This is a genomic window from Halapricum sp. CBA1109 (assembly GCF_009741825.1).
Classification (GTDB): Archaea; Halobacteriota; Halobacteria; order Halobacteriales; family Haloarculaceae; genus Halapricum.
In genome coordinates this window covers 1-15,872 of sequence record NZ_WPCA01000005.1, presented here as the reverse complement: position 1 = coordinate 15,872, position 15,872 = coordinate 1, and the positions used below count along the sequence as shown (strand labels likewise).

Here is a 15,872-nt window from a genome sequence, read left to right as displayed (position 1 = left end):
CAACTGTCGTGACTGCGGTTCGACAGTGGTTTGGCGCTCCCCGACGACGAGAAGGTATGGACGAGGCCGCACGCCGGACGCTGGCCGAACGAATCGCCGGGGAGATAGCGATCAGCGACGACGTGGGTGCGACCATCCGGAAGTGGCGGACCGACTTCGAGATAACCCAGACTGAACTGGCCGACAACCTCGACATCTCCTCGTCGGTGATCTCGGACTACGAGAGCGGCCGCCGGGACAACCCCGGTATCGCCGTGGTTCGACGGTTGGTGACGGGTCTGATCGAGATAGACCAGCGCCGGGGCGGAAGTCACGTCCGCCGACACGAGCGACTCCTCTCGGCCGGGTTCGACACGGACGTGGTGTTAGACCTGCGGGAGTATCCGGCGACCGTCCCGCTGTCGCGGTACTACGACGCGGTCGGGGCGACCGAACTAGTCGCGGGCTCACAGGACACTATCGCGGGGCACACGATCATCGACAGCATCGAGGCGATAACCAGACTCTCTAGCGAGGAGTTCTATCGGCTGTACGGCCAGAGTGCCAACCGCGCGCTGGTGTTCACCAACGTCACTCGCGGGGAGTCGCCGCTGGTGGCGATGCGTGTCGTCAACCCGACGCCGAACGCCGTCGTTCTCCACGGTATCGGTCCCGACGACGTCTGGGAGCACGCGACCGACCTCGCGCGCATCGACGGGTTCGCGCTGGCGGTCGCCGACGGCGACCTCGCCGAGACCAGACAGGCCCACCGGGCGTTCCTCTAGGTGCACTCCTCGCGGTAGTTCTGCGTCGTGACGAACCCTTCGCCGTCGATCCGTTCGGCGACCGCGTCGGTCAGTGCCTCGTTGTCCGGGTCCGGGTAGTCGAGCCATCCGCCGTCGGTGTGGGTCCCGTCCTCGACGGGGCCGACGACGTTGTGCAACAGGGCGTGTGTTACCATCGCGACGCGGAAGGTCACCTCGCCGTCGTAGCCGTCGAACTGGCCGCCGTCAAGCACCGACGCGTAGCCCGGCGTCTCGCTGTAGCCGATGCGGTTCGTGTCACCGACGTCGCCGAGGACGACTTGGTGGTAGCCACAGTACCGGTCCCCGAGCAACTCCCGGGTGTAGAACCGGTCGACTCTGTCGCTCGACCCGATATCGACCGACCGGTTGAGTCGGCCGGCGGTGTCGCCGGCGTCGACGATGTGGAGGTCGATGCCGCTCGACCCGTCGGGGTTCTCGATGGGCATCGTGTTCCAGACGCTGCGGAGTTGCTGGCGCTCGGACTCGGTCATCCCCGTCACGTTCGCCCCGTAGTTGAACTGGACGTAGAGGTCCATCCGGTCCGGGCTCGCGGTCGAGAGGTCCATCCCCCACGGCGTCACGCCGGCCTCCTCCCACGCGTCGGGGAAGCCGTCGCCGTCGCTGTCGGTCGTGTTCGTCGGCGCCTTCGACACCGTGGGGCTGTCGCTCCCGACGCCGTCGTCCGCGAACAGCTCCTCGAGTTGCCCCTCGTAGCGGGCGTCCTCGATGTCGCTGACGACGTCGTCGATACCGGAGTCTTCGACCAGCGTGTTGGCGAACCACGGTGCCGCGACGCCGAGACCGCCGATGAACACCACGACGAACACGACCATGAAGGCGAGCGCCTTCGTCTGTGGCGAGTCGGGCGTCAGTCGGTCGTACGTGGTCGCGAGACGCTCGCCGCTGGCCGCACCGACCTCCGTGAACAGGCGGACGAGGCCGAAGATGACCGCGAAGGAGACGACCAAAAACAGTATCAGCCCCGCCGCAATCAAGACGGGCCGTGGAATCGACTGGCCGACGTTCCGACTGACGGTGTCACCGACCGCCCGCGCGACGGCGACCGCTCCGCGGAACGTCTCCGATAGCAACGGCGCGAGGACGACCACCGCGACGACGGCCGCGACGACTCTTCGTCTCCAACCGCACATACCACCCCCTACCGGGGAACGGGTAATAGCATCTTCGGCCGTCCCGTCCGGCTGGTTCGTAAGCGTTTTTCGCCCGCCCACGAACAGTAGAGTATGGACCTGCGGGTCATCGAGAAAGACGACACGAGCCTCTCTATCGAGATCACTGGCGAGGACCACACCTTCATGAACGTGCTCAAGGGTGCGCTGTTAGAGACCGAGGGCGTCGCCGCGGCGACCTACGACATGAACCCCGAGCAGTCCGGCGGCCAGACCGACCCGGTGTTGACGATCAAGACCGAGGACGACACGGACGCGCTGAGCGCGCTGGAGGCCGGGACCGACCGCGTCATCGAGAAGACGACCGCGCTGACCGAGGCCTACGACGCCGCCATCTAACAGTACGCGACGGTGACGAACAGCCGTCCGTCCGGCCCGACGTGGGCGTCGACGCCGGCCTTTGTCACTTCACTGTCGGTGGGGTCGATCACGTCCGGATCGTCACCGAACCCGAGCGACTGCGCCAGCGTCACCGCCGTCTTGTCGCCGCTTACACCCGACACCGTCCGGGTGAGCGCGCCCGGCGTCGACGAACAGTCCGTCTCGAACCGTCGGATGTCCCGTTCGGTCACGGGCCGGTTTTCGTCGGTGTAGTTGTTCTTGACTGTTCGTCTGGTGACGTACGTGGCTACGTCGTCGAGTCCATCGTCGCGTTCCAGCGGTGGCCCGGTCCGCTGGGCGTCGATGTCGGCGGTCACGTTCGCCTCGATGTCGGCCATCGAGACGTTGCCGTAGGTCGTGTTCTCGCCCGGCACGTCGCTGACGGCGGGCGTCCCGAGCGGGAGGATACCCGGGACTTGGATGACACCGAGGAGCCCCAGCCCGAACACGGCGACGAGGGCGACGACGGCGACGATGACCGCGGCCTCGAAGCGGCCGATCAACTCCCGGTAGCTCGGGACGCTCCCGACCTCGGTGTCGTCGAACTCCATCGACTGCTTCTCGAAGTGGGGGTTACCACACCGCTTGCAGGGCGGACTGTTCCGCTGGTGGACCCGGCCACACTCCGTGCAGGCCCACGCGAACTGTTCGTAGTCGTCGCCGGCGGAGGCGGTCGGGACGACAGCTTCCTCGAGTTTGTGGTGCCCACAGTTGTCACAGGGTGGGTCGTTGCGCTCGTGGGGTTTCCCACACTGTGGACAGCGCCATTTCATCGTTTGCCATCGGGGTGGCGGCGAGGAAAAGGCATCGCCTCCGGCGTGTCGTCCGTCCCGAACTACAGCCGAACCGGAATCCCGCGCTCGTCGAGGTACTCTTTGACCCGCGAGATGGAGTACTCCTCGAAGTGGAAGATAGACGCGGCTAGCCCGGCGTCGGCACCGGCCTCGGTGAACACCTCGTACATATCTTCGGGACCGCCACAGCCCGAGGAGGCGATGACGGGCGTCGAAACGCTGTCACAGACGGCCTTCGTCAGCGGGATGTCGTAGCCCTCCTTGGTGCCGTCGGCGTCGATGGAGTTGACGAACAACTCGCCAGCGCCGCGCTCCTCGGCCTCCCGGGCCCACTCGATCACGTCCAGATCGGTCCCCTCGCGGCCGCCCTTGACGGTACACTCGAACCAGCAGGATTCGCCGTCGACCTCGACGTAGTGCTCGCCGCCCTCGTCGAAGCGCCGCCGTGCGTCGACGGAGATGACGATACACTGGTTGCCAAACGAGCGCGCGCCCTCCTCGATGAGGTCGGGGTTGGCGATAGCGCCGGAGTTGATCGACACCTTGTCCGCGCCCGCCCGGAGCGTCTCCTTGATGTCCTCGCGGGTCCGGATCCCCCCGCCGACGGTCAGCGGGATGAACACCTCGTCGGCGACCTGGCCGACGGTGTCGAGCATCGTCTCCCGGCCCTCCGCGGAGGCAGTGATGTCGAGGAAGACGAACTCGTCGGCCCCGGCGCGGTTGTAGCGTTTGGCCATCTCCACCGGGTCGCCGGTGTACTCCAAGTCCTCGAAGTTGACGCCCGTGTACACCGCCGCCTCCCCGTCGTCGTCGATGTCGACGTCGATGCACGGGATGATCCGCTTTGTCAGCATTGCGTAGTGGTTCGCCACAAGCGCCCAATACGGTTTCGCTCGGCGTCAGTGTCGCCGCAGTGTTCCGTTAGTTAGAAACCGCCGCTGGCCGAACGACCGAGTATGACCGAGGACGACCACGACACGACCCACGACGACCACGACGACCACGACCACGGGAGCGACCGGCCAGACTACGACCCCGAGAACGTCTCCATCCCCGCCAAGGCACCGCCGCTCCGAAGCACGGCCCCACAGAGCGAGTACACGACCGGACAGGTCCTGACCGGCGTCGTCGTCCTGGTCGTCGGCCTCGCCGTTATCTTCGGCCTCCCGCTGGCACTCGTCTGAGCCTGACCCCGACAACCGCCGGACCGGGTGTCCGGGTCCCTCCCTCTCGGTGCAATATTGTTATTTCAGGGCAATTCTAATTCCGGGAAATAGCTTCTTATACGGATGGGTATGGTTTGAGGCCGGTTTCCGATTGGTAACCCCGTGGTGGTATTGTATATTACTGGCACAACTATTATACGGGTTGGGCACGTACCGGGAGGTATGGCAGACGACATAGAGGACATCAAAGCACAGAAACGCGAGCAGTTACAGCAGACGGCGAACACCCCGGACGAACCGGTCCACGTCGAGAGCGGTGACCACCTCGACGAGTTGACCGCCGACCACGACGTGGTACTGGTCGACTTCTACGCCGACTGGTGTGGCCCCTGCCAGATGCTGGAGCCGACGATGGAAGAGATAGCGGCCGAGACGGCGGCCGTCGTCGCGAAGGTGGACATCGACGCTCTGCAGTCGCTGGCCGGCCAGTACGGTGTCCGCGGCGTTCCGACGCTCGTCCTGTTCGCCGGCGGGGAGCAGGTCGAACAGGTCGTCGGCGTCAGGGACAAGTCCTTCTACGTCGACCTGATCGAACGACAGGCCAGCTAACGGGCGTCGACGTCCGTGTCGACGACGTTGCGCAGACTTGCGAACGTCGTGTCGTCCATCGCGTCCCGGACGACAGTGTAGACACCGCGGAGGGACGCTTCTCGCGTCTGTCGGGCGGTGTGGTTGAGAAACCGGACGACGCGGTCGCTGTCACAGTACAGCAACAGCGCGTTGAACTCGTCGAACAGGACCCAGCCGTGGTCAGCCGCCAGCGCCTCGATAGCGCGGCTGTACTGCATACTGAGTCCCGTCAGGTCGCTCGGGTCGATGGCCTTTGCGGTCCACATCGGCCCGTCGTAGCCGTGGGCCGTCGACGCCAGCGGCAGGTGACCGACGTTCGCGACGTCGCCGCCGGACTCCCGTATCGTCCGTTCGACGGCCCGCGGCGACTTCGGCGAGACGACCAGCAGGTTGCTGTAGGCCGACGGCGGGAGCAGCGACAGCGACGGTTGCAGCGAGTCACACGCCACCAGCGCCTGCGTCCCGGCGTCGAGTCTGAGATACTGCTCCCCGACGGACTGTGCATCGCTGCGGCTAGTCATCGACTCCTCGGCCCCCCCGAAGGTTGTGTCTGCCGTCCCATATTCCCCAGTATCTTCGAGGTATGCGACGCGCCCGATATATATTTATCGCGGCGTCTGACGCTGTGGCATCCCGTGACAAAGCTTATCCCGGTCTGCCGTGTCACTGGTAGGCATGGAAGAAGCGTACGTCAGACTGCTCTGTCCGGAGTGTGCAAAGGAGTGGGAGTCGACGCCGCGGTCGCTACCGGGTCCGGACGAGATGTACCACTGCCCGAACTGTCACGCGACCCGCCACCTCTCGGAGTTTATGCGAACCGAACACGACCTCCAGACGCTGAAAGGACTCGGGAGCTAGCTGCTCGTCGCCGACCGCGCGCCGCAGGCGTCACACTGCAACAACACCGCCCCTTGCTCGCGGACGATGTGCGTGTCGGGGAGCCCACACTCCGAACAGAGGACGAACTCCTCGACGTAGGCGTCGAGGGCGTTCTGGATTCGGCGCTCGCTGAACTCACCGGTGAGGCGCGCACGCCCGCTCTCGTCGATGTGGCCGCTGGTCCCCACCTCGTTCTGGAGGAACTTCACGACGTGGTCCTCCTCGCGTCCGAGGCGGTCGACCGTCGACTGGAAGTTCTCGTAGACGCTGACGTTCCCCTCCTGTCGGACCTCGGGGTCGGGCACGTCGAACCGCTCGCTACCGCCGTCGATGTCGGGCGTCTCCTCGATAGCCCGGTCGAGCATGTCGTCGTAATCCATACCTATCCGTTTCCGACCTCGATGTATAAGTCTTTCAGACCGACCCCTCTATCTGTGAGGTAGTTTTTCGTCCACCCTGATTTCGGTGAATAGACTGCGATAAAATGCCCGATAACGGCAGTCGTTTGGTAACAGTACTCAGGGTACTACTATAATCCCCGAGCCGAAAGAAGGAGTTGACTATGAAGAAGCAGGAGCTCATTCACCTTCACGGCCTGCTCGCACAGGTACAAGATCACTACGAGGGCAACACCGGCAACACCGTCGACCACGACGAGTACACCGATCAGGGCGTCCGGCCGACATCGATTCACAAGTCGAAGACCGACCACAAAGCCGCCGTGTTCGCGCTGGCGGACGGGCTGACCGACGAACTGGAGTCTGACACCGTCGAGGCGGAGCCGGCGACTGCCGACTGAGCAGGTCGAGACGGCAGCTCCCCGGTGGGGGCATCTCGTTCTCGTACGTTCCCTGACCCCGTACCCGCAGTTGGCGAACGCAGACGACTACTCGTCGATCAGCGACTCGAACTCCGGCAGAATATCCTCGTCGTCGCCCTCGGCCGTCGCCTCGTCGCCTGCCGCTTCGTCGTCTGTCGATTCGTCCGTCTCCTCGTCGTCTATCTCCGCTATCTCGACGACTTCCAGCGGGATGTTCTCCAGTCGCTGACCGATCTCTTTCCGTGCGATCCGGGCGGCGTGTTCGTCGCGTTCGACGTTGAAAACGGTCATCTCCAACTCCAGCGAGACGAGGCTCTCGTCGGCGGCGATGTAGGCGGGTTCGAGCGTCTCGCCGCAGTGGGGGCACTCCCGGTCACCCATATTTATCTCGACGTAGTTGAGGTCCGGATTGAGCATCTCGCCGGTCTTGGAGATGGCGATACGGACCGCCTCGTCGGCCGTCTCTACGTCGTAGACGGGGACTGCGGCTTCGACGACAACACGGCAATCCATAGGTACGTGTTACCACGCCAACGATATGAAGCTTCGCACCGTCCCGAAACGACCATACCGACCGCCCCCTGAGAGGGGGCCGAATGCACAGCGGGCACATCGACGTGGCGTCGCTCGACGGCGGGATGGACCTGCAGGCCACCCTAGAGAGCGGCCAGTCGTACCTCTGGCGGCGCGAGGACGACGGGATGTACGAGGTCGACGCGCCCAGCGGTGGCGACGCTTGGTACTGGACGGTCGTCCGCCGCGCGGACGGATCGATCCGACTCGACCGCGGGGAGCCGGTCGTCGTCCGCGTCAGGCAGACCGACGACCGACTGGAGTGGGAGGCTCCGCCCCCGCCGAGGACGCCGTCCGATCGCTTCTGGGACTGGACGACGACCTGCCGGCCATCCGGGCGGCCTGTCCAGACGACGAATTGATCGAGGACGCCTTCGACCGCTTCTCGGGCCTGCGCATCGTCCGCGACCCACCTTTCGGCGGCCTGATATCGTTCATCTGCTCGGCCCAGATGCGCGTCTCCCGCATCCACGGGATGCAGGTGTCGCTGATGGAAGCCTTCGGCGAGGCCGTCACCTTCGACGGTCGCACGTACCACGCCTACCCGACGCCGTCGGCTCTCGCGGCCGCCAGCGAGGCCGACTTACGGGACCTCAGCCTCGGCTATCGGGCGCCCTACGTCGAGCGCAGCGCCGAGATGGTCGCCGACGGCGAGGCCCACCCAGAGGCGGCCCGCGGGATGGACTACCTCGACGCCCGCGAGTACCTCACGCAGTTCGTCGGCGTCGGCCAGAAGGTCGCCGACTGCGTGTTGCTGTTCTCGCTGGGGTTTCTGGAGGCCGTCCCGCTGGACACGTGGATCCGCAAGACCATCGCCGAGTACTACCCCGACTGCGAGCAGGGCAACTACGACGACACCTCGGCGGCCATCCGGGCGCGTCTGGGCGGCGAGTACGCCGCTACGCCCAGACGTACGTCTTCCACCATCTCCGCAACGGCGGCGGCGAGTAGTCCGACAGCGGGGGTAGGATTTTGAGGGTGCCGACCACACACTCGCCTATGAGCGACCGCACCCGCGCACACGTGTACGTCACCGGACGCGTTCAGGGCGTGTTCTTTCGGGCAACGACCCGCGACACCGCCCGCGAGGAGGGGGCCGACGGCTGGGTGAAGAACCTCGACGACGGGCGCGTCGAGGCGGTCTTCGAGGGACCGTCAGCGGTCGTCGAGGCGATGGTCGAGTTCTGTCACGAGGGGAGCCCGCAGGCCCGCGTCGAGGACGTCGAGGTGACCGAAGAGGACCCCGAGGGGATCGAGGGGTTCGAGATACGGCGGTAGCCGAGCGCTTATCGGCCCGGCCGTCGAACGCCTCGCTATGATCGAGGCAGTCATCTCCGGGGCCGATATGGCCGTCGTCGACGAGAACGCCGCGGCCTTGGGCGTCCCGCGCAGGCAGTTGATGGAGTCTTCCGGCAACGCCGTCGCCCGCGAGGTGCGGGCCGTCGCCGACCCCGGCGACAGCGTCACCGTCGTCGCCGGCCGGGGCAACAACGGCGGGGACGCGTTCGTCGCCGCCCGCTTTCTGGACGATTTCGACCTCACGGTCCTGTTGCTCGGGCGCGCGGCGACCATCGCGACCGACATCGCTCGCGGGAACTGGGAAGCGTTGCGGGACGCCGAGTACGACACCCGCGAGGTGCGGGACTCGACGGCGCTGGCGTTGGGCGACCCCGACGTGATCGTCGACGCGATGCTAGGGACGGGGATCAGCGGCGCGTTGCGAGAACCAGCGGCGACGGCCGCCGCGGCCATCGACGACAGCGACGCGACGGTCGTCTCCGTCGACGTGCCCTCGGGACTGGACGCGGGGACGGGGACGCTCCCGGCCGGGGCCGTCCACCCCGACCGGGTCGTCACGTTCCACAAGCCCAAGCCCGGACTCGCCGACCTGGACGCCACGGTGACCGTCGCCGACATCGGCGTCCCGGCGGCCGCAGAGCGCTTCGTCGAACGCGGGGACCTGACACGGCTCTCGCGGCCGGCGGACAGCCACAAGGGCGCGTTCGGGGAGGTGCTGGTCGTCGGCGGCGGCCCCTACACCGGCGCACCGGCGCTGGCCGCGCGGGCGGCGCTCCGGGCCGGCGCGGACCTCGCCCGGGTGGCCTGCCCCGAGTCGGTCGCCGATGCCATCGCCGGCTACGACCAGAACCTCATCGTCCGGCCGTTCGACGGCGAGCGGTTCACTCCCGAGGCCGTCGACCGCGTCCTCGAACTGGCGGCCGACCACGACAGCGTCTGTCTCGGGCCGGGACTGGGCGAGTCCGAGGCGACGCGGGCGGCGGTCCGGGAGTTCCTCGGGCGGTTCGACGGGACGGCCGTCGTCGACGCCGACGCCCTCTCGGTCGTCCCCGACGTCGACACCGACGCGACGCTTCTCTGTACGCCCCATCAGGGCGAACTGCGGGGGATGGGCGGCGAGACGGCCGAGGACTACCGCGAGCGCGGGACGCTCGTCGCCGACTTCGCCGCCGAACTCGGCCACACGTTGCTGGTCAAGGGCCGTTACGACGTGATCAGCGACGGACGGGACTACCGCGTCAACCGGACCGGCAACCCCGGGATGACCGTCGGTGGGACCGGTGACGTGTTGGCGGGGACGACCGCCGCACTCGCCGCGACCCTCCCCGTCGCGCAGGCGGCGGCGATCGGCGCGTACGTCGTCGGCGCGGCAGGCGACAGCGTCGCCGACGAGCAGGGGTACGGCCTGCTGGCGACCGACGTACCGGAGGCCGTCCCGCGGGTGATGTGGGGTGTCACCGATGAGTGACGACGAGTTGACCCACACCGGCGAGGAGGGCGAGGTCCAGATGGTCGACGTGGGCGACAAGCCCGACAGCCACAGGCGGGCCGTCGCCCGCGGGACCATCTCGTTGACCGAGTCGACCGTCGCGGCCATCGAGGACAACGCGGTCGAGAAAGGCGACGTGCTGGCGACCGCCCGAATCGGCGCTATCGACGCCGTCAAGCACACGTGGGAGACCATCCCGATGTGTCACCAGATTCCCGTCACGAACGTCGACGTCGCGTTCGAGGTGGGCGAGGACGAACTCACGCTGACCGTTGCCGTCGAGACGACCGGCAAGACCGGCTGTGAGATGGAGGCCTTACAGGGCGTGACGACGGGGCTGAACGTCGTCTGGGATATGGTGAAAGCCGCCGAGAAGGACGCCGACGGGGAGTACCCCGATACCGCCATCGAGGGCGTCGAAGTGATCGAGAAGACCAAGCGTCGCCAGTAGGTTTTGCCGCAATCGACGGTGGGAGAAAGCGGCGGGCGGACGTTCGTGTATGCGCGACACACGGGAGCGGGCGGCGGTCTGTGAACGGGCGGCACGCGCCGGCGGCGCGGTGGCGCGGGACACCTTCAGGGGGTCGCTGTCGGTGTCGACGAAGGCCGACAAGAACGACTTAGTCACCGAGGCCGACCACGACTCCCAGCGCCAGATAGTCCACACCATCGATCAGGCCGACCCGGACGCCCGGTTTGTCTGTGAGGAGACGCCCGCGGAGATAGCCGACGAGCGGTTCCTCGATTCGGTGCCCGAGTCGGGAACCTGCTGGGTCGTCGACCCCATCGACGGGACGGCGAACTACGCCCGCGGGCTCCGGTTGTGGGCCAGCGTCGTCGCCGCCGTAGAGGACGGCGAGGCCGTCGGGGCCGCGACGTATCTCCCCGCCGCACAGGACTGTTACACCGTCGGCCCGGACGGGGCGAGCCGTGACGGGACGACGCTGTCGACCAGCGACCGCGAGGACCCGGAGACGTTCGCGACAGCTATCACAGGCCGCTGGTCGGTCGACAGCGCCGACCGCCTCGGCACGCTGGCCCAATCTATCACCGAGACGCTGGGCGACTTCCGGCGGTACGGGAGCCTGCAGTCGACGCTCGCGTTCGTCGCCAGCGGCGAACTCGACGCCGTGGTGACGACGGAGCCGACGGCGCCGTGGGACACGCTGGCCGGCGTCGGGATGGTCCGCGCCGCCGGCGGGACGGTCACCGGCGTTGACGGCGAGCGCTGGACCCTCGACAGCGAGGGGTTGGTCGCCTCCAACGGCAACTCCCACGAGGCCGTCCTCGCGGCGGTTCCCACGCCGGCCCCGGAAGCGTAGTCCCACCACCCGCACACGGGACCGGAAACCTAAACACGCCGCGACACGGCACCACGGGTATGGACATTATCGACCGAATCGGACCGGTACGGGCGTGGCTGGGGGCGCTCGCCGCCGGGATTCTCGTCTTCGGCGGGGGCTCGCTCGTCGCGACACGGACCGTCTGGGACCGGTTCGTCTGGCGGTACTTCTGGGGGCCGGTGTACGCCGACGCCCACAACGCCCAGTGCGCGATCAAAGACGGGGGAAGTACCTCACTGGGCGGCCCGGGATTCGCCGAGACCTGTAGCGCCGCCGCCGAGAGCGCTATCGTCGTCACGCCGGGATACACGGCCGTCTCGGAAGTCGGATACATGATCGTCGGGCTGTTTTTCCTGATCGGTATCTATCTCCTGCTGGACCGACTGAACCTCGGTCACGACCGGGAGATGTTCTTCGCGCTCGTCCCGTTCCTGCTGTTCGGCGGCGTCCTACGGGTCATTGAAGACGCCAACGACTTCGTGTTCTCACAGACCGGCGAGATGGTCATCAGCTATCCGACGAACACACTGCTGATCAGCCCGCTCATCTACTTCACCGTCGCCGGTCTCACCTTCGCGGCGCTGATCAGCAGCGTCTCCCTCTCCCGGCGCGACGTCGTCGACTCCTACAGTCGGTTGCTCGCCGGTATCGGCACTACGCTGTTGGTCGTCACGTCGGCGGCGCTGGTCATCCTCGCGACGACCAACGACGAGGTGGGCGTCTATCCGCTGTTCTTGCTCGCGACCCTCGGATTGGCCTCGGCGCTGGCGTACGGCGTCTACGCGCTGGCCGACCGGGTCGCGCCCGAAATCAACGCCGGGACCGGCTACATCGGGCTGGTCGTCCTCTGGGCCCACGCCATCGACGGCGTGGCGAACGTCCTCGCTTCGGACTGGACGGACGCTCTGGGCGTCCCCTTCGCTTACACCCCGAAACACCCCGCAAACGCCGTCATCATCAGCGTGACCGAGTCGATACAGCCGGCTTCGCTGTCGGCTGCCATCGGCACCTCGTGGCCGTTCCTCGTCGTCAAACTCGTCGTCGCGCTGGCTATCGTCTGGCTGTTCTCCGAGGAGTTCATGGACGAGAGCCCGCGCTACTCGCTGATCCTCCTGATCGCTATCGCTGCCGTCGGCCTTGGGCCCGGGACCCGCGACCTAGTCCGGGCCACGTTCGGCATCTAAGGGAACGGGTGGTGGTCCTTTTCGAGTCGCGGTTCGAACCCGAGTGATTCGGGGACCGACCGCGCCCGGTCGCCGAAGTACGGTTCGTCGAAAAACAGCGGCTGGGCCGACGGAATCGACACCCTGACGGCCCGGAAGCCGAGCGTCTCGACGTCGCGGGTCGTCAGCGCCGCCGCGTAGGCGTCCATCCCGGCGTCGGCGACGCGTTCGAGGACGGCGTCCAGTTCGGCCTCGCCCTCGGGGACCTCGGACGGGCCGACGTCGCTGGCCGGGACCTGTCCGTCGACGTCGACGAACGACCGAACGCTCGCGGGGAAACCGGCGTAGTCGCCGATGGCACCGTCCTCGTCGGCGGCCTCGGCCCACCCCATCCCGCGCAGTTCCATCCAGTTCTGGAGAGCCTCGGCCAGCGCCGACCGGGCGGCCGCGACCGCGTCTAAGTCCGCCGCCGACCCCAGCGCGAACTTCGGCCACTCCTTGTCCCGGTGGACCGCGACGGCCACGACGGGCACGTCGACGTCCTGTGTCACCAGAAGCGGCGTCACCGACAGCGACTCGCTGCGGGCGCGGCGACACAGCGTCTCGAAGGCGGTGTCCTCGACGGCCAGCGCCAACGGGTCGAACGTTGAGTACCACGACAGCATCGCCGCGTCGCGTTCGATCACCTCGTACAGCCCCGACAGCAACGCGTCGACGCCGCCGTTGCCGAGACCGAGGCCGGTCGTCACCGGCGGACGGATGTCGTGGTCGCTCGGCGGATAGGTGACCAACTCCGCCGGCAGCGCCGCCGGGTCGCCGCTGTGGAGGTGTTCGCCCTCCACCCACCACCGCTCGGCAGCCAACTCGCGGTCGTCCGGGCCGACGAACCGCGACGGATCGACCGCGCCCGCGACCGACTCGGTCGTTCCGTGTTCGAACGATTCGCTCCGGTAGACGCCCGCACAGTACCGCTCTATGGCCTCGCCGAGACCCTTCATCAGCGCGCGGTTCCAGTCGCTGTCGACGCCGGCGGCCTTCGCGGGCGCGCTGGCGTCGCTGAACCCCGCGGTCTCACACAGCGTCGTCAGGTAGTACGGGGCCGGGAACGACTCGGCCTCGCCCACCTCCCGGACGACACCGATTCGTTCGTCCAATCCCTGCTCGGCACGGGAGAGTGACTCCTCGAGTTCTCGGTCGACGACGCTTCGATCGAGAGATCGGTCGTGGCCGTCCGCACACTCACACCCCGGAACCGGGAGCAGCGACCGCTCGGCGTGTGGTATCTCCCGGACGGTCCCGAACAGCGCCGGTTCGCCGACGGCGAAGGAGGCCGCGGCCTGCCCCGCGACCGCACCGGCCAGTCGGGCGACCGGGCCCGGCGGGGCCGCGGTCGGTTCCTCGTCGGGGTCGACGTTCGACCCCACGCGTGCCCGAAGACACTGGTAGCAGGCCGTTTCGGGGCCGAATCCAGTGACGGCGGCGTCGACGACCGGGTAGCCGCCGACGCCGCCGAGTTCGACGGCGAGCCACGGAGTTCCGGTCTCCCGAGCGATACGGTCGGCCCGTTCGAGTGTGGCCGCTCCGGCGACGGCGACGACGACGGCGAGGTCGCGTCGCCGATTCCGTCCGTCCCCGAGGGCGTCACGTCGGCGTCGACGTCCCGGAGGGCGGCGTCGACGGCCTCGACGGCGGGGCTCGATCCGACGACTGCGATAGTCATAGCTGCCCGAACGAGCGGCCGGGTAAAAAGGGTCGCGGCGTCAGGACGCCAGCAGGCTCTGGGCCACGCTGGCGAGTTCGTCGGCCTCGGCGTCGCCGAGTCGGTCGTCACCGAGCATGAGTCGGAGACGCGGTCGGCCCACGTCGATGGGCACCTTCTCGGTGTCGATCAGGCCGCGGTCCTCCAGTTGCGTCTTCGTCCGGGAGAACGTCGCCTTGCTGGCGAGGCCGATGTCCTCGCCCCACTTGCTGATGTCGTACAGCAGTTCGCCGTTCTTGGCGGCGACCAGCAGACTGATCGTCACTTCGTCGAGGCCGTCGCCGTCGCCGCGGGCCGTCTGGAGGGAACTGAGGACGGCGTCGAAGTCGGCGGCGGTCTCGGGACCGATATCCGAGTCGAGCGTCTCCCGGACCTGCGAGAGCGGGGGGGTCCGCAGGGAGAAGGAGTCGGCCGACTCGTACTGCTCGGTGTAGTGGGCGTAGGCGTCGTCGACGAACGCCCCGTCGTCTGTCACGAGGCCGGCGACGTGGTCGCCGCCGCTGACGACCGAGACGACCGACTCCGCGGAGACGAGCAGCGAGTTCACTGGCATATCCTCTTTCACGTGGAGGGTGAGCGTGTCCGAGGCGACTAGGTCCGCGGCGGTACTCGCGACGAGGAAGTCGTCCATCACGTCCTTCAACGGACGCTCGGCGGCGAGCACGTGTACCACGGGGGTGGTTTCGAGTCCGTCCATCGCCGACACCAGTTCCCGGATCATCTCCCGGGAGGGGTTGACGACGACCATCTCGTCGACGGACCCGAGTGCCGTCGTAAGGATGTTTTCGATGTCTTTTTCAAGGAGGTTTTGACTGACCATACTGTATATCTATATACCGTCGTGATATATTTAACTGTGTTGGCCATCTTCAATTATTTCACACGATTGTAACGTCAATGTGGCTCGTTCGCAAGGGTCGCCTTCACAGGCGGTCACAGCCGCGGCGCGAGGTCGTCCGACCAGTGCAGTTCCCCGTCGTAGATAACCGGGAGCGTCCGGCCGTCGAAGGCTGTCCGCAGCCTCGCCGCCGACACCGTCCGTTCGGTCGGGTCGCCACAGAGGCGTGGCGTCCCGTCGAACGGGCAGTCGTAGCGCTGGCCCTTCCCGTCGGTCGTGAGCACCTCGTAGCGGACCTCGTACTCGCCGTCGCGGCCGGTCAGGTGGACGACGGCCTCCTCCTCGGGGACCGGGACGAGCGAACTCGTCCCGTCGCCGACGACGGCGTAGTCCTTGCCCATCAGGACCTGCCGCCGGGCTATCTGCATCCCGCGTTCGATGCTGAATCCGTGGGTCAACAGCCGTGCGAAGGTCGTCCCGACCGTCGCGGCCTGTTCGTCGAGGACGGCCGTCAGCGTCACCGCTCCGGCCATACTGCCGGCCTCGACGAGGTCGATACCCTCGTGGTAGGAGCCACAGGCGTTGAGGAAGACGTCCGCGTTCGCGAGCGGGCCAGTTCGGCCGTCGACAGCGTCCCGTCGGGACAGCGCAGGCCGCCGTTCTCGCAGTGGCCGATGTAGTGGAGGAAGTCCGTCGGCGTCGCCAACTCCCGGGCCAGCTGCCCGACGGTGAGGTCCTCTCTGACGGTCACGTCGATGGGTCG

At 67.2% G+C, this 15,872-nt stretch carries 20 protein-coding genes and 2 pseudogenes; 12 read left to right on the top strand and 10 right to left on the bottom strand.

Features of this window, described 5'->3' with window-relative positions; genetic code table 11:
• The first annotated feature begins 56 nt into the window (after positions 1-56).
• Positions 57-764: a helix-turn-helix domain-containing protein gene (locus GJ629_RS01275; protein ID WP_157511389.1), complete on the top strand. Its 708-nt coding sequence runs from the start codon at positions 57-59 to the stop codon at positions 762-764.
• Here GJ629_RS01275 and GJ629_RS01270 read toward each other — a convergent pair.
• Positions 761-1,936, bottom strand: coding sequence for a hypothetical protein (locus GJ629_RS01270; RefSeq protein WP_157511388.1), 1,176 nt, complete (start codon positions 1,934-1,936; stop codon positions 761-763). The genes GJ629_RS01275 and GJ629_RS01270 overlap by 4 nt on opposite strands.
• Before the next feature lie 93 nt (positions 1,937-2,029).
• On the opposite strand from GJ629_RS01270, the gene GJ629_RS01265 reads away from it, so the two are divergent.
• A complete protein-coding gene (locus GJ629_RS01265) occupies positions 2,030-2,314 on the top strand; it encodes a DNA-directed RNA polymerase subunit L (RefSeq protein WP_157511387.1) in 285 nt (94 codons plus the stop codon).
• On the opposite strand, the gene GJ629_RS01260 is transcribed toward GJ629_RS01265, so the two are convergent.
• Positions 2,311-3,129 carry a hypothetical protein gene (locus GJ629_RS01260; RefSeq protein WP_157511386.1) on the bottom strand — a complete coding sequence of 273 codons (819 nt, stop codon included), beginning with the start codon at positions 3,127-3,129 and terminating at the stop codon, positions 2,311-2,313. The genes GJ629_RS01265 and GJ629_RS01260 overlap by 4 nt on opposite strands.
• A 62-nt stretch (positions 3,130-3,191) precedes the next feature.
• On the bottom strand, positions 3,192-4,004 hold the full coding sequence (hisF, locus tag GJ629_RS01255) for an imidazole glycerol phosphate synthase subunit HisF (RefSeq protein ID WP_157511385.1): 813 nt from the start codon (positions 4,002-4,004) through the stop codon (positions 3,192-3,194).
• A gap of 102 nt (positions 4,005-4,106) precedes the next feature.
• Here hisF and GJ629_RS01250 point away from each other — a divergent pair, with 102 nt between their 5' ends.
• Positions 4,107-4,334, top strand: coding sequence for a hypothetical protein (locus GJ629_RS01250; RefSeq protein ID WP_157511384.1), 228 nt, complete (start codon positions 4,107-4,109; stop codon positions 4,332-4,334).
• Positions 4,335-4,538: 204 nt separating this feature from the next.
• Positions 4,539-4,925, top strand: coding sequence for a thioredoxin (trxA, locus tag GJ629_RS01245; protein WP_157511383.1), 387 nt, complete (start codon positions 4,539-4,541; stop codon positions 4,923-4,925).
• Here the strand turns inward: trxA and GJ629_RS01240 are convergent.
• Positions 4,922-5,467 carry a hypothetical protein gene (locus GJ629_RS01240; protein WP_157511382.1) on the bottom strand — a complete coding sequence of 182 codons (546 nt, stop codon included), beginning with the start codon at positions 5,465-5,467 and terminating at the stop codon, positions 4,922-4,924. The two genes, trxA and GJ629_RS01240, sit on opposite strands and share 4 nt — an antisense overlap.
• A 154-nt stretch (positions 5,468-5,621) precedes the next feature.
• Between GJ629_RS01240 and GJ629_RS01235 the strand changes: the two genes are divergently transcribed.
• Positions 5,622-5,804, top strand: coding sequence for a hypothetical protein (locus GJ629_RS01235; protein ID WP_157511381.1), 183 nt, complete (start codon positions 5,622-5,624; stop codon positions 5,802-5,804).
• Here GJ629_RS01235 and GJ629_RS01230 read toward each other — a convergent pair.
• Complete coding sequence (locus GJ629_RS01230) at positions 5,801-6,205, bottom strand: translation initiation factor IF-2 subunit beta (protein WP_157511380.1); 405 nt, start codon at positions 6,203-6,205, stop codon at positions 5,801-5,803. The genes GJ629_RS01235 and GJ629_RS01230 overlap by 4 nt on opposite strands.
• Before the next feature lie 182 nt (positions 6,206-6,387).
• Here GJ629_RS01230 and GJ629_RS01225 point away from each other — a divergent pair, with 182 nt between their 5' ends.
• Positions 6,388-6,624, top strand: a complete 237-nt coding sequence (locus GJ629_RS01225) for a UPF0058 family protein (RefSeq protein WP_157511379.1) — start codon at positions 6,388-6,390, stop codon at positions 6,622-6,624.
• Positions 6,625-6,711: 87 nt separating this feature from the next.
• Here the strand turns inward: GJ629_RS01225 and GJ629_RS01220 are convergent, their stop codons facing one another.
• Positions 6,712-7,158 (bottom strand): DUF555 domain-containing protein, encoded by a 447-nt coding sequence (locus tag GJ629_RS01220; protein WP_157511378.1) that lies wholly within the window; start codon positions 7,156-7,158, stop codon positions 6,712-6,714.
• 83 nt (positions 7,159-7,241) lie between these two features.
• Between GJ629_RS01220 and GJ629_RS01215 the strand changes: the two are divergent.
• The 6 genes and pseudogenes from GJ629_RS01215 (at position 7,242) to GJ629_RS01190 (ending at position 12,533) form a co-directional block, all read left to right on the top strand.
• Positions 7,242-8,169: pseudogene (locus GJ629_RS01215) on the top strand (DNA-3-methyladenine glycosylase family protein).
• Positions 8,170-8,217: 48 nt separating this feature from the next.
• On the top strand, positions 8,218-8,496 hold the full coding sequence (locus tag GJ629_RS01210; protein ID WP_157511377.1) for an acylphosphatase: 279 nt from the start codon (positions 8,218-8,220) through the stop codon (positions 8,494-8,496).
• A 37-nt stretch (positions 8,497-8,533) separates the two neighbouring features.
• The gene (locus tag GJ629_RS01205) at positions 8,534-9,985 is read left to right on the top strand and encodes an NAD(P)H-hydrate dehydratase (RefSeq protein ID WP_157511376.1); all 1,452 of its coding nucleotides are present in this window, start codon (positions 8,534-8,536) and stop codon (positions 9,983-9,985) included.
• The gene (gene moaC, locus GJ629_RS01200) at positions 9,978-10,457 is read left to right on the top strand and encodes a cyclic pyranopterin monophosphate synthase MoaC (protein WP_157511375.1); all 480 of its coding nucleotides are present in this window, start codon (positions 9,978-9,980) and stop codon (positions 10,455-10,457) included. Before GJ629_RS01205 ends, moaC begins: the two co-directional genes overlap by 8 nt.
• Positions 10,458-10,506: 49 nt before the next feature.
• Positions 10,507-11,328 (top strand): inositol monophosphatase, encoded by an 822-nt coding sequence (locus tag GJ629_RS01195; protein ID WP_157511374.1) that lies wholly within the window; start codon positions 10,507-10,509, stop codon positions 11,326-11,328.
• 59 nt (positions 11,329-11,387) lie between these two features.
• Positions 11,388-12,533 (top strand): DUF63 family protein, encoded by a 1,146-nt coding sequence (locus GJ629_RS01190; RefSeq protein WP_157511373.1) that lies wholly within the window; start codon positions 11,388-11,390, stop codon positions 12,531-12,533.
• Here GJ629_RS01190 and GJ629_RS01185 read toward each other — a convergent pair.
• The 4 genes and pseudogenes from GJ629_RS01185 to GJ629_RS15935 all read right to left on the bottom strand — a co-directional run.
• Positions 12,530-14,232 (bottom strand): annotated as a pseudogene (locus tag GJ629_RS01185) (YcaO-like family protein). The gene GJ629_RS01190 and the pseudogene GJ629_RS01185 overlap by 4 nt on opposite strands.
• A 40-nt stretch (positions 14,233-14,272) precedes the next feature.
• A complete protein-coding gene (gene tbsP, locus GJ629_RS01180; RefSeq protein ID WP_157511372.1) occupies positions 14,273-15,091 on the bottom strand; it encodes a transcriptional regulator TbsP in 819 nt (272 codons plus the stop codon).
• Between the two features lie 113 nt (positions 15,092-15,204).
• Positions 15,205-15,642 (bottom strand): hypothetical protein, encoded by a 438-nt coding sequence (locus GJ629_RS01175; RefSeq protein ID WP_157511371.1) that lies wholly within the window; start codon positions 15,640-15,642, stop codon positions 15,205-15,207.
• Positions 15,627-15,872 (bottom strand): hypothetical protein (locus GJ629_RS15935; protein ID WP_370515742.1); only part of this gene is annotated, 246 nt, incomplete at its 5' end. The genes GJ629_RS01175 and GJ629_RS15935, both read right to left, overlap by 16 nt.

Coding starts and splice junctions, on each gene's coding strand:
- GJ629_RS01275 (WP_157511389.1), top strand. CDS start 57: ATGGACGAGGCCGCACGCCGGACGCTGGCCGAACGAATCGCCGGGGAG.
- GJ629_RS01270 (WP_157511388.1), bottom strand. CDS start 1,936: ATGTGCGGTTGGAGACGAAGAGTCGTCGCGGCCGTCGTCGCGGTGGTC.
- GJ629_RS01265 (WP_157511387.1), top strand. CDS start 2,030: ATGGACCTGCGGGTCATCGAGAAAGACGACACGAGCCTCTCTATCGAG.
- GJ629_RS01260 (WP_157511386.1), bottom strand. CDS start 3,129: ATGAAATGGCGCTGTCCACAGTGTGGGAAACCCCACGAGCGCAACGAC.
- hisF (WP_157511385.1), bottom strand. CDS start 4,004: ATGCTGACAAAGCGGATCATCCCGTGCATCGACGTCGACATCGACGAC.
- GJ629_RS01250 (WP_157511384.1), top strand. CDS start 4,107: ATGACCGAGGACGACCACGACACGACCCACGACGACCACGACGACCAC.
- trxA (WP_157511383.1), top strand. CDS start 4,539: ATGGCAGACGACATAGAGGACATCAAAGCACAGAAACGCGAGCAGTTA.
- GJ629_RS01240 (WP_157511382.1), bottom strand. CDS start 5,467: ATGACTAGCCGCAGCGATGCACAGTCCGTCGGGGAGCAGTATCTCAGA.
- GJ629_RS01235 (WP_157511381.1), top strand. CDS start 5,622: ATGGAAGAAGCGTACGTCAGACTGCTCTGTCCGGAGTGTGCAAAGGAG.
- GJ629_RS01230 (WP_157511380.1), bottom strand. CDS start 6,205: ATGGATTACGACGACATGCTCGACCGGGCTATCGAGGAGACGCCCGAC.
- GJ629_RS01225 (WP_157511379.1), top strand. CDS start 6,388: ATGAAGAAGCAGGAGCTCATTCACCTTCACGGCCTGCTCGCACAGGTA.
- GJ629_RS01220 (WP_157511378.1), bottom strand. CDS start 7,158: ATGGATTGCCGTGTTGTCGTCGAAGCCGCAGTCCCCGTCTACGACGTA.
- GJ629_RS01210 (WP_157511377.1), top strand. CDS start 8,218: ATGAGCGACCGCACCCGCGCACACGTGTACGTCACCGGACGCGTTCAG.
- GJ629_RS01205 (WP_157511376.1), top strand. CDS start 8,534: ATGATCGAGGCAGTCATCTCCGGGGCCGATATGGCCGTCGTCGACGAG.
- moaC (WP_157511375.1), top strand. CDS start 9,978: ATGAGTGACGACGAGTTGACCCACACCGGCGAGGAGGGCGAGGTCCAG.
- GJ629_RS01195 (WP_157511374.1), top strand. CDS start 10,507: ATGCGCGACACACGGGAGCGGGCGGCGGTCTGTGAACGGGCGGCACGC.
- GJ629_RS01190 (WP_157511373.1), top strand. CDS start 11,388: ATGGACATTATCGACCGAATCGGACCGGTACGGGCGTGGCTGGGGGCG.
- tbsP (WP_157511372.1), bottom strand. CDS start 15,091: ATGGTCAGTCAAAACCTCCTTGAAAAAGACATCGAAAACATCCTTACG.
- GJ629_RS01175 (WP_157511371.1), bottom strand. CDS start 15,642: ATGGCCGGAGCGGTGACGCTGACGGCCGTCCTCGACGAACAGGCCGCG.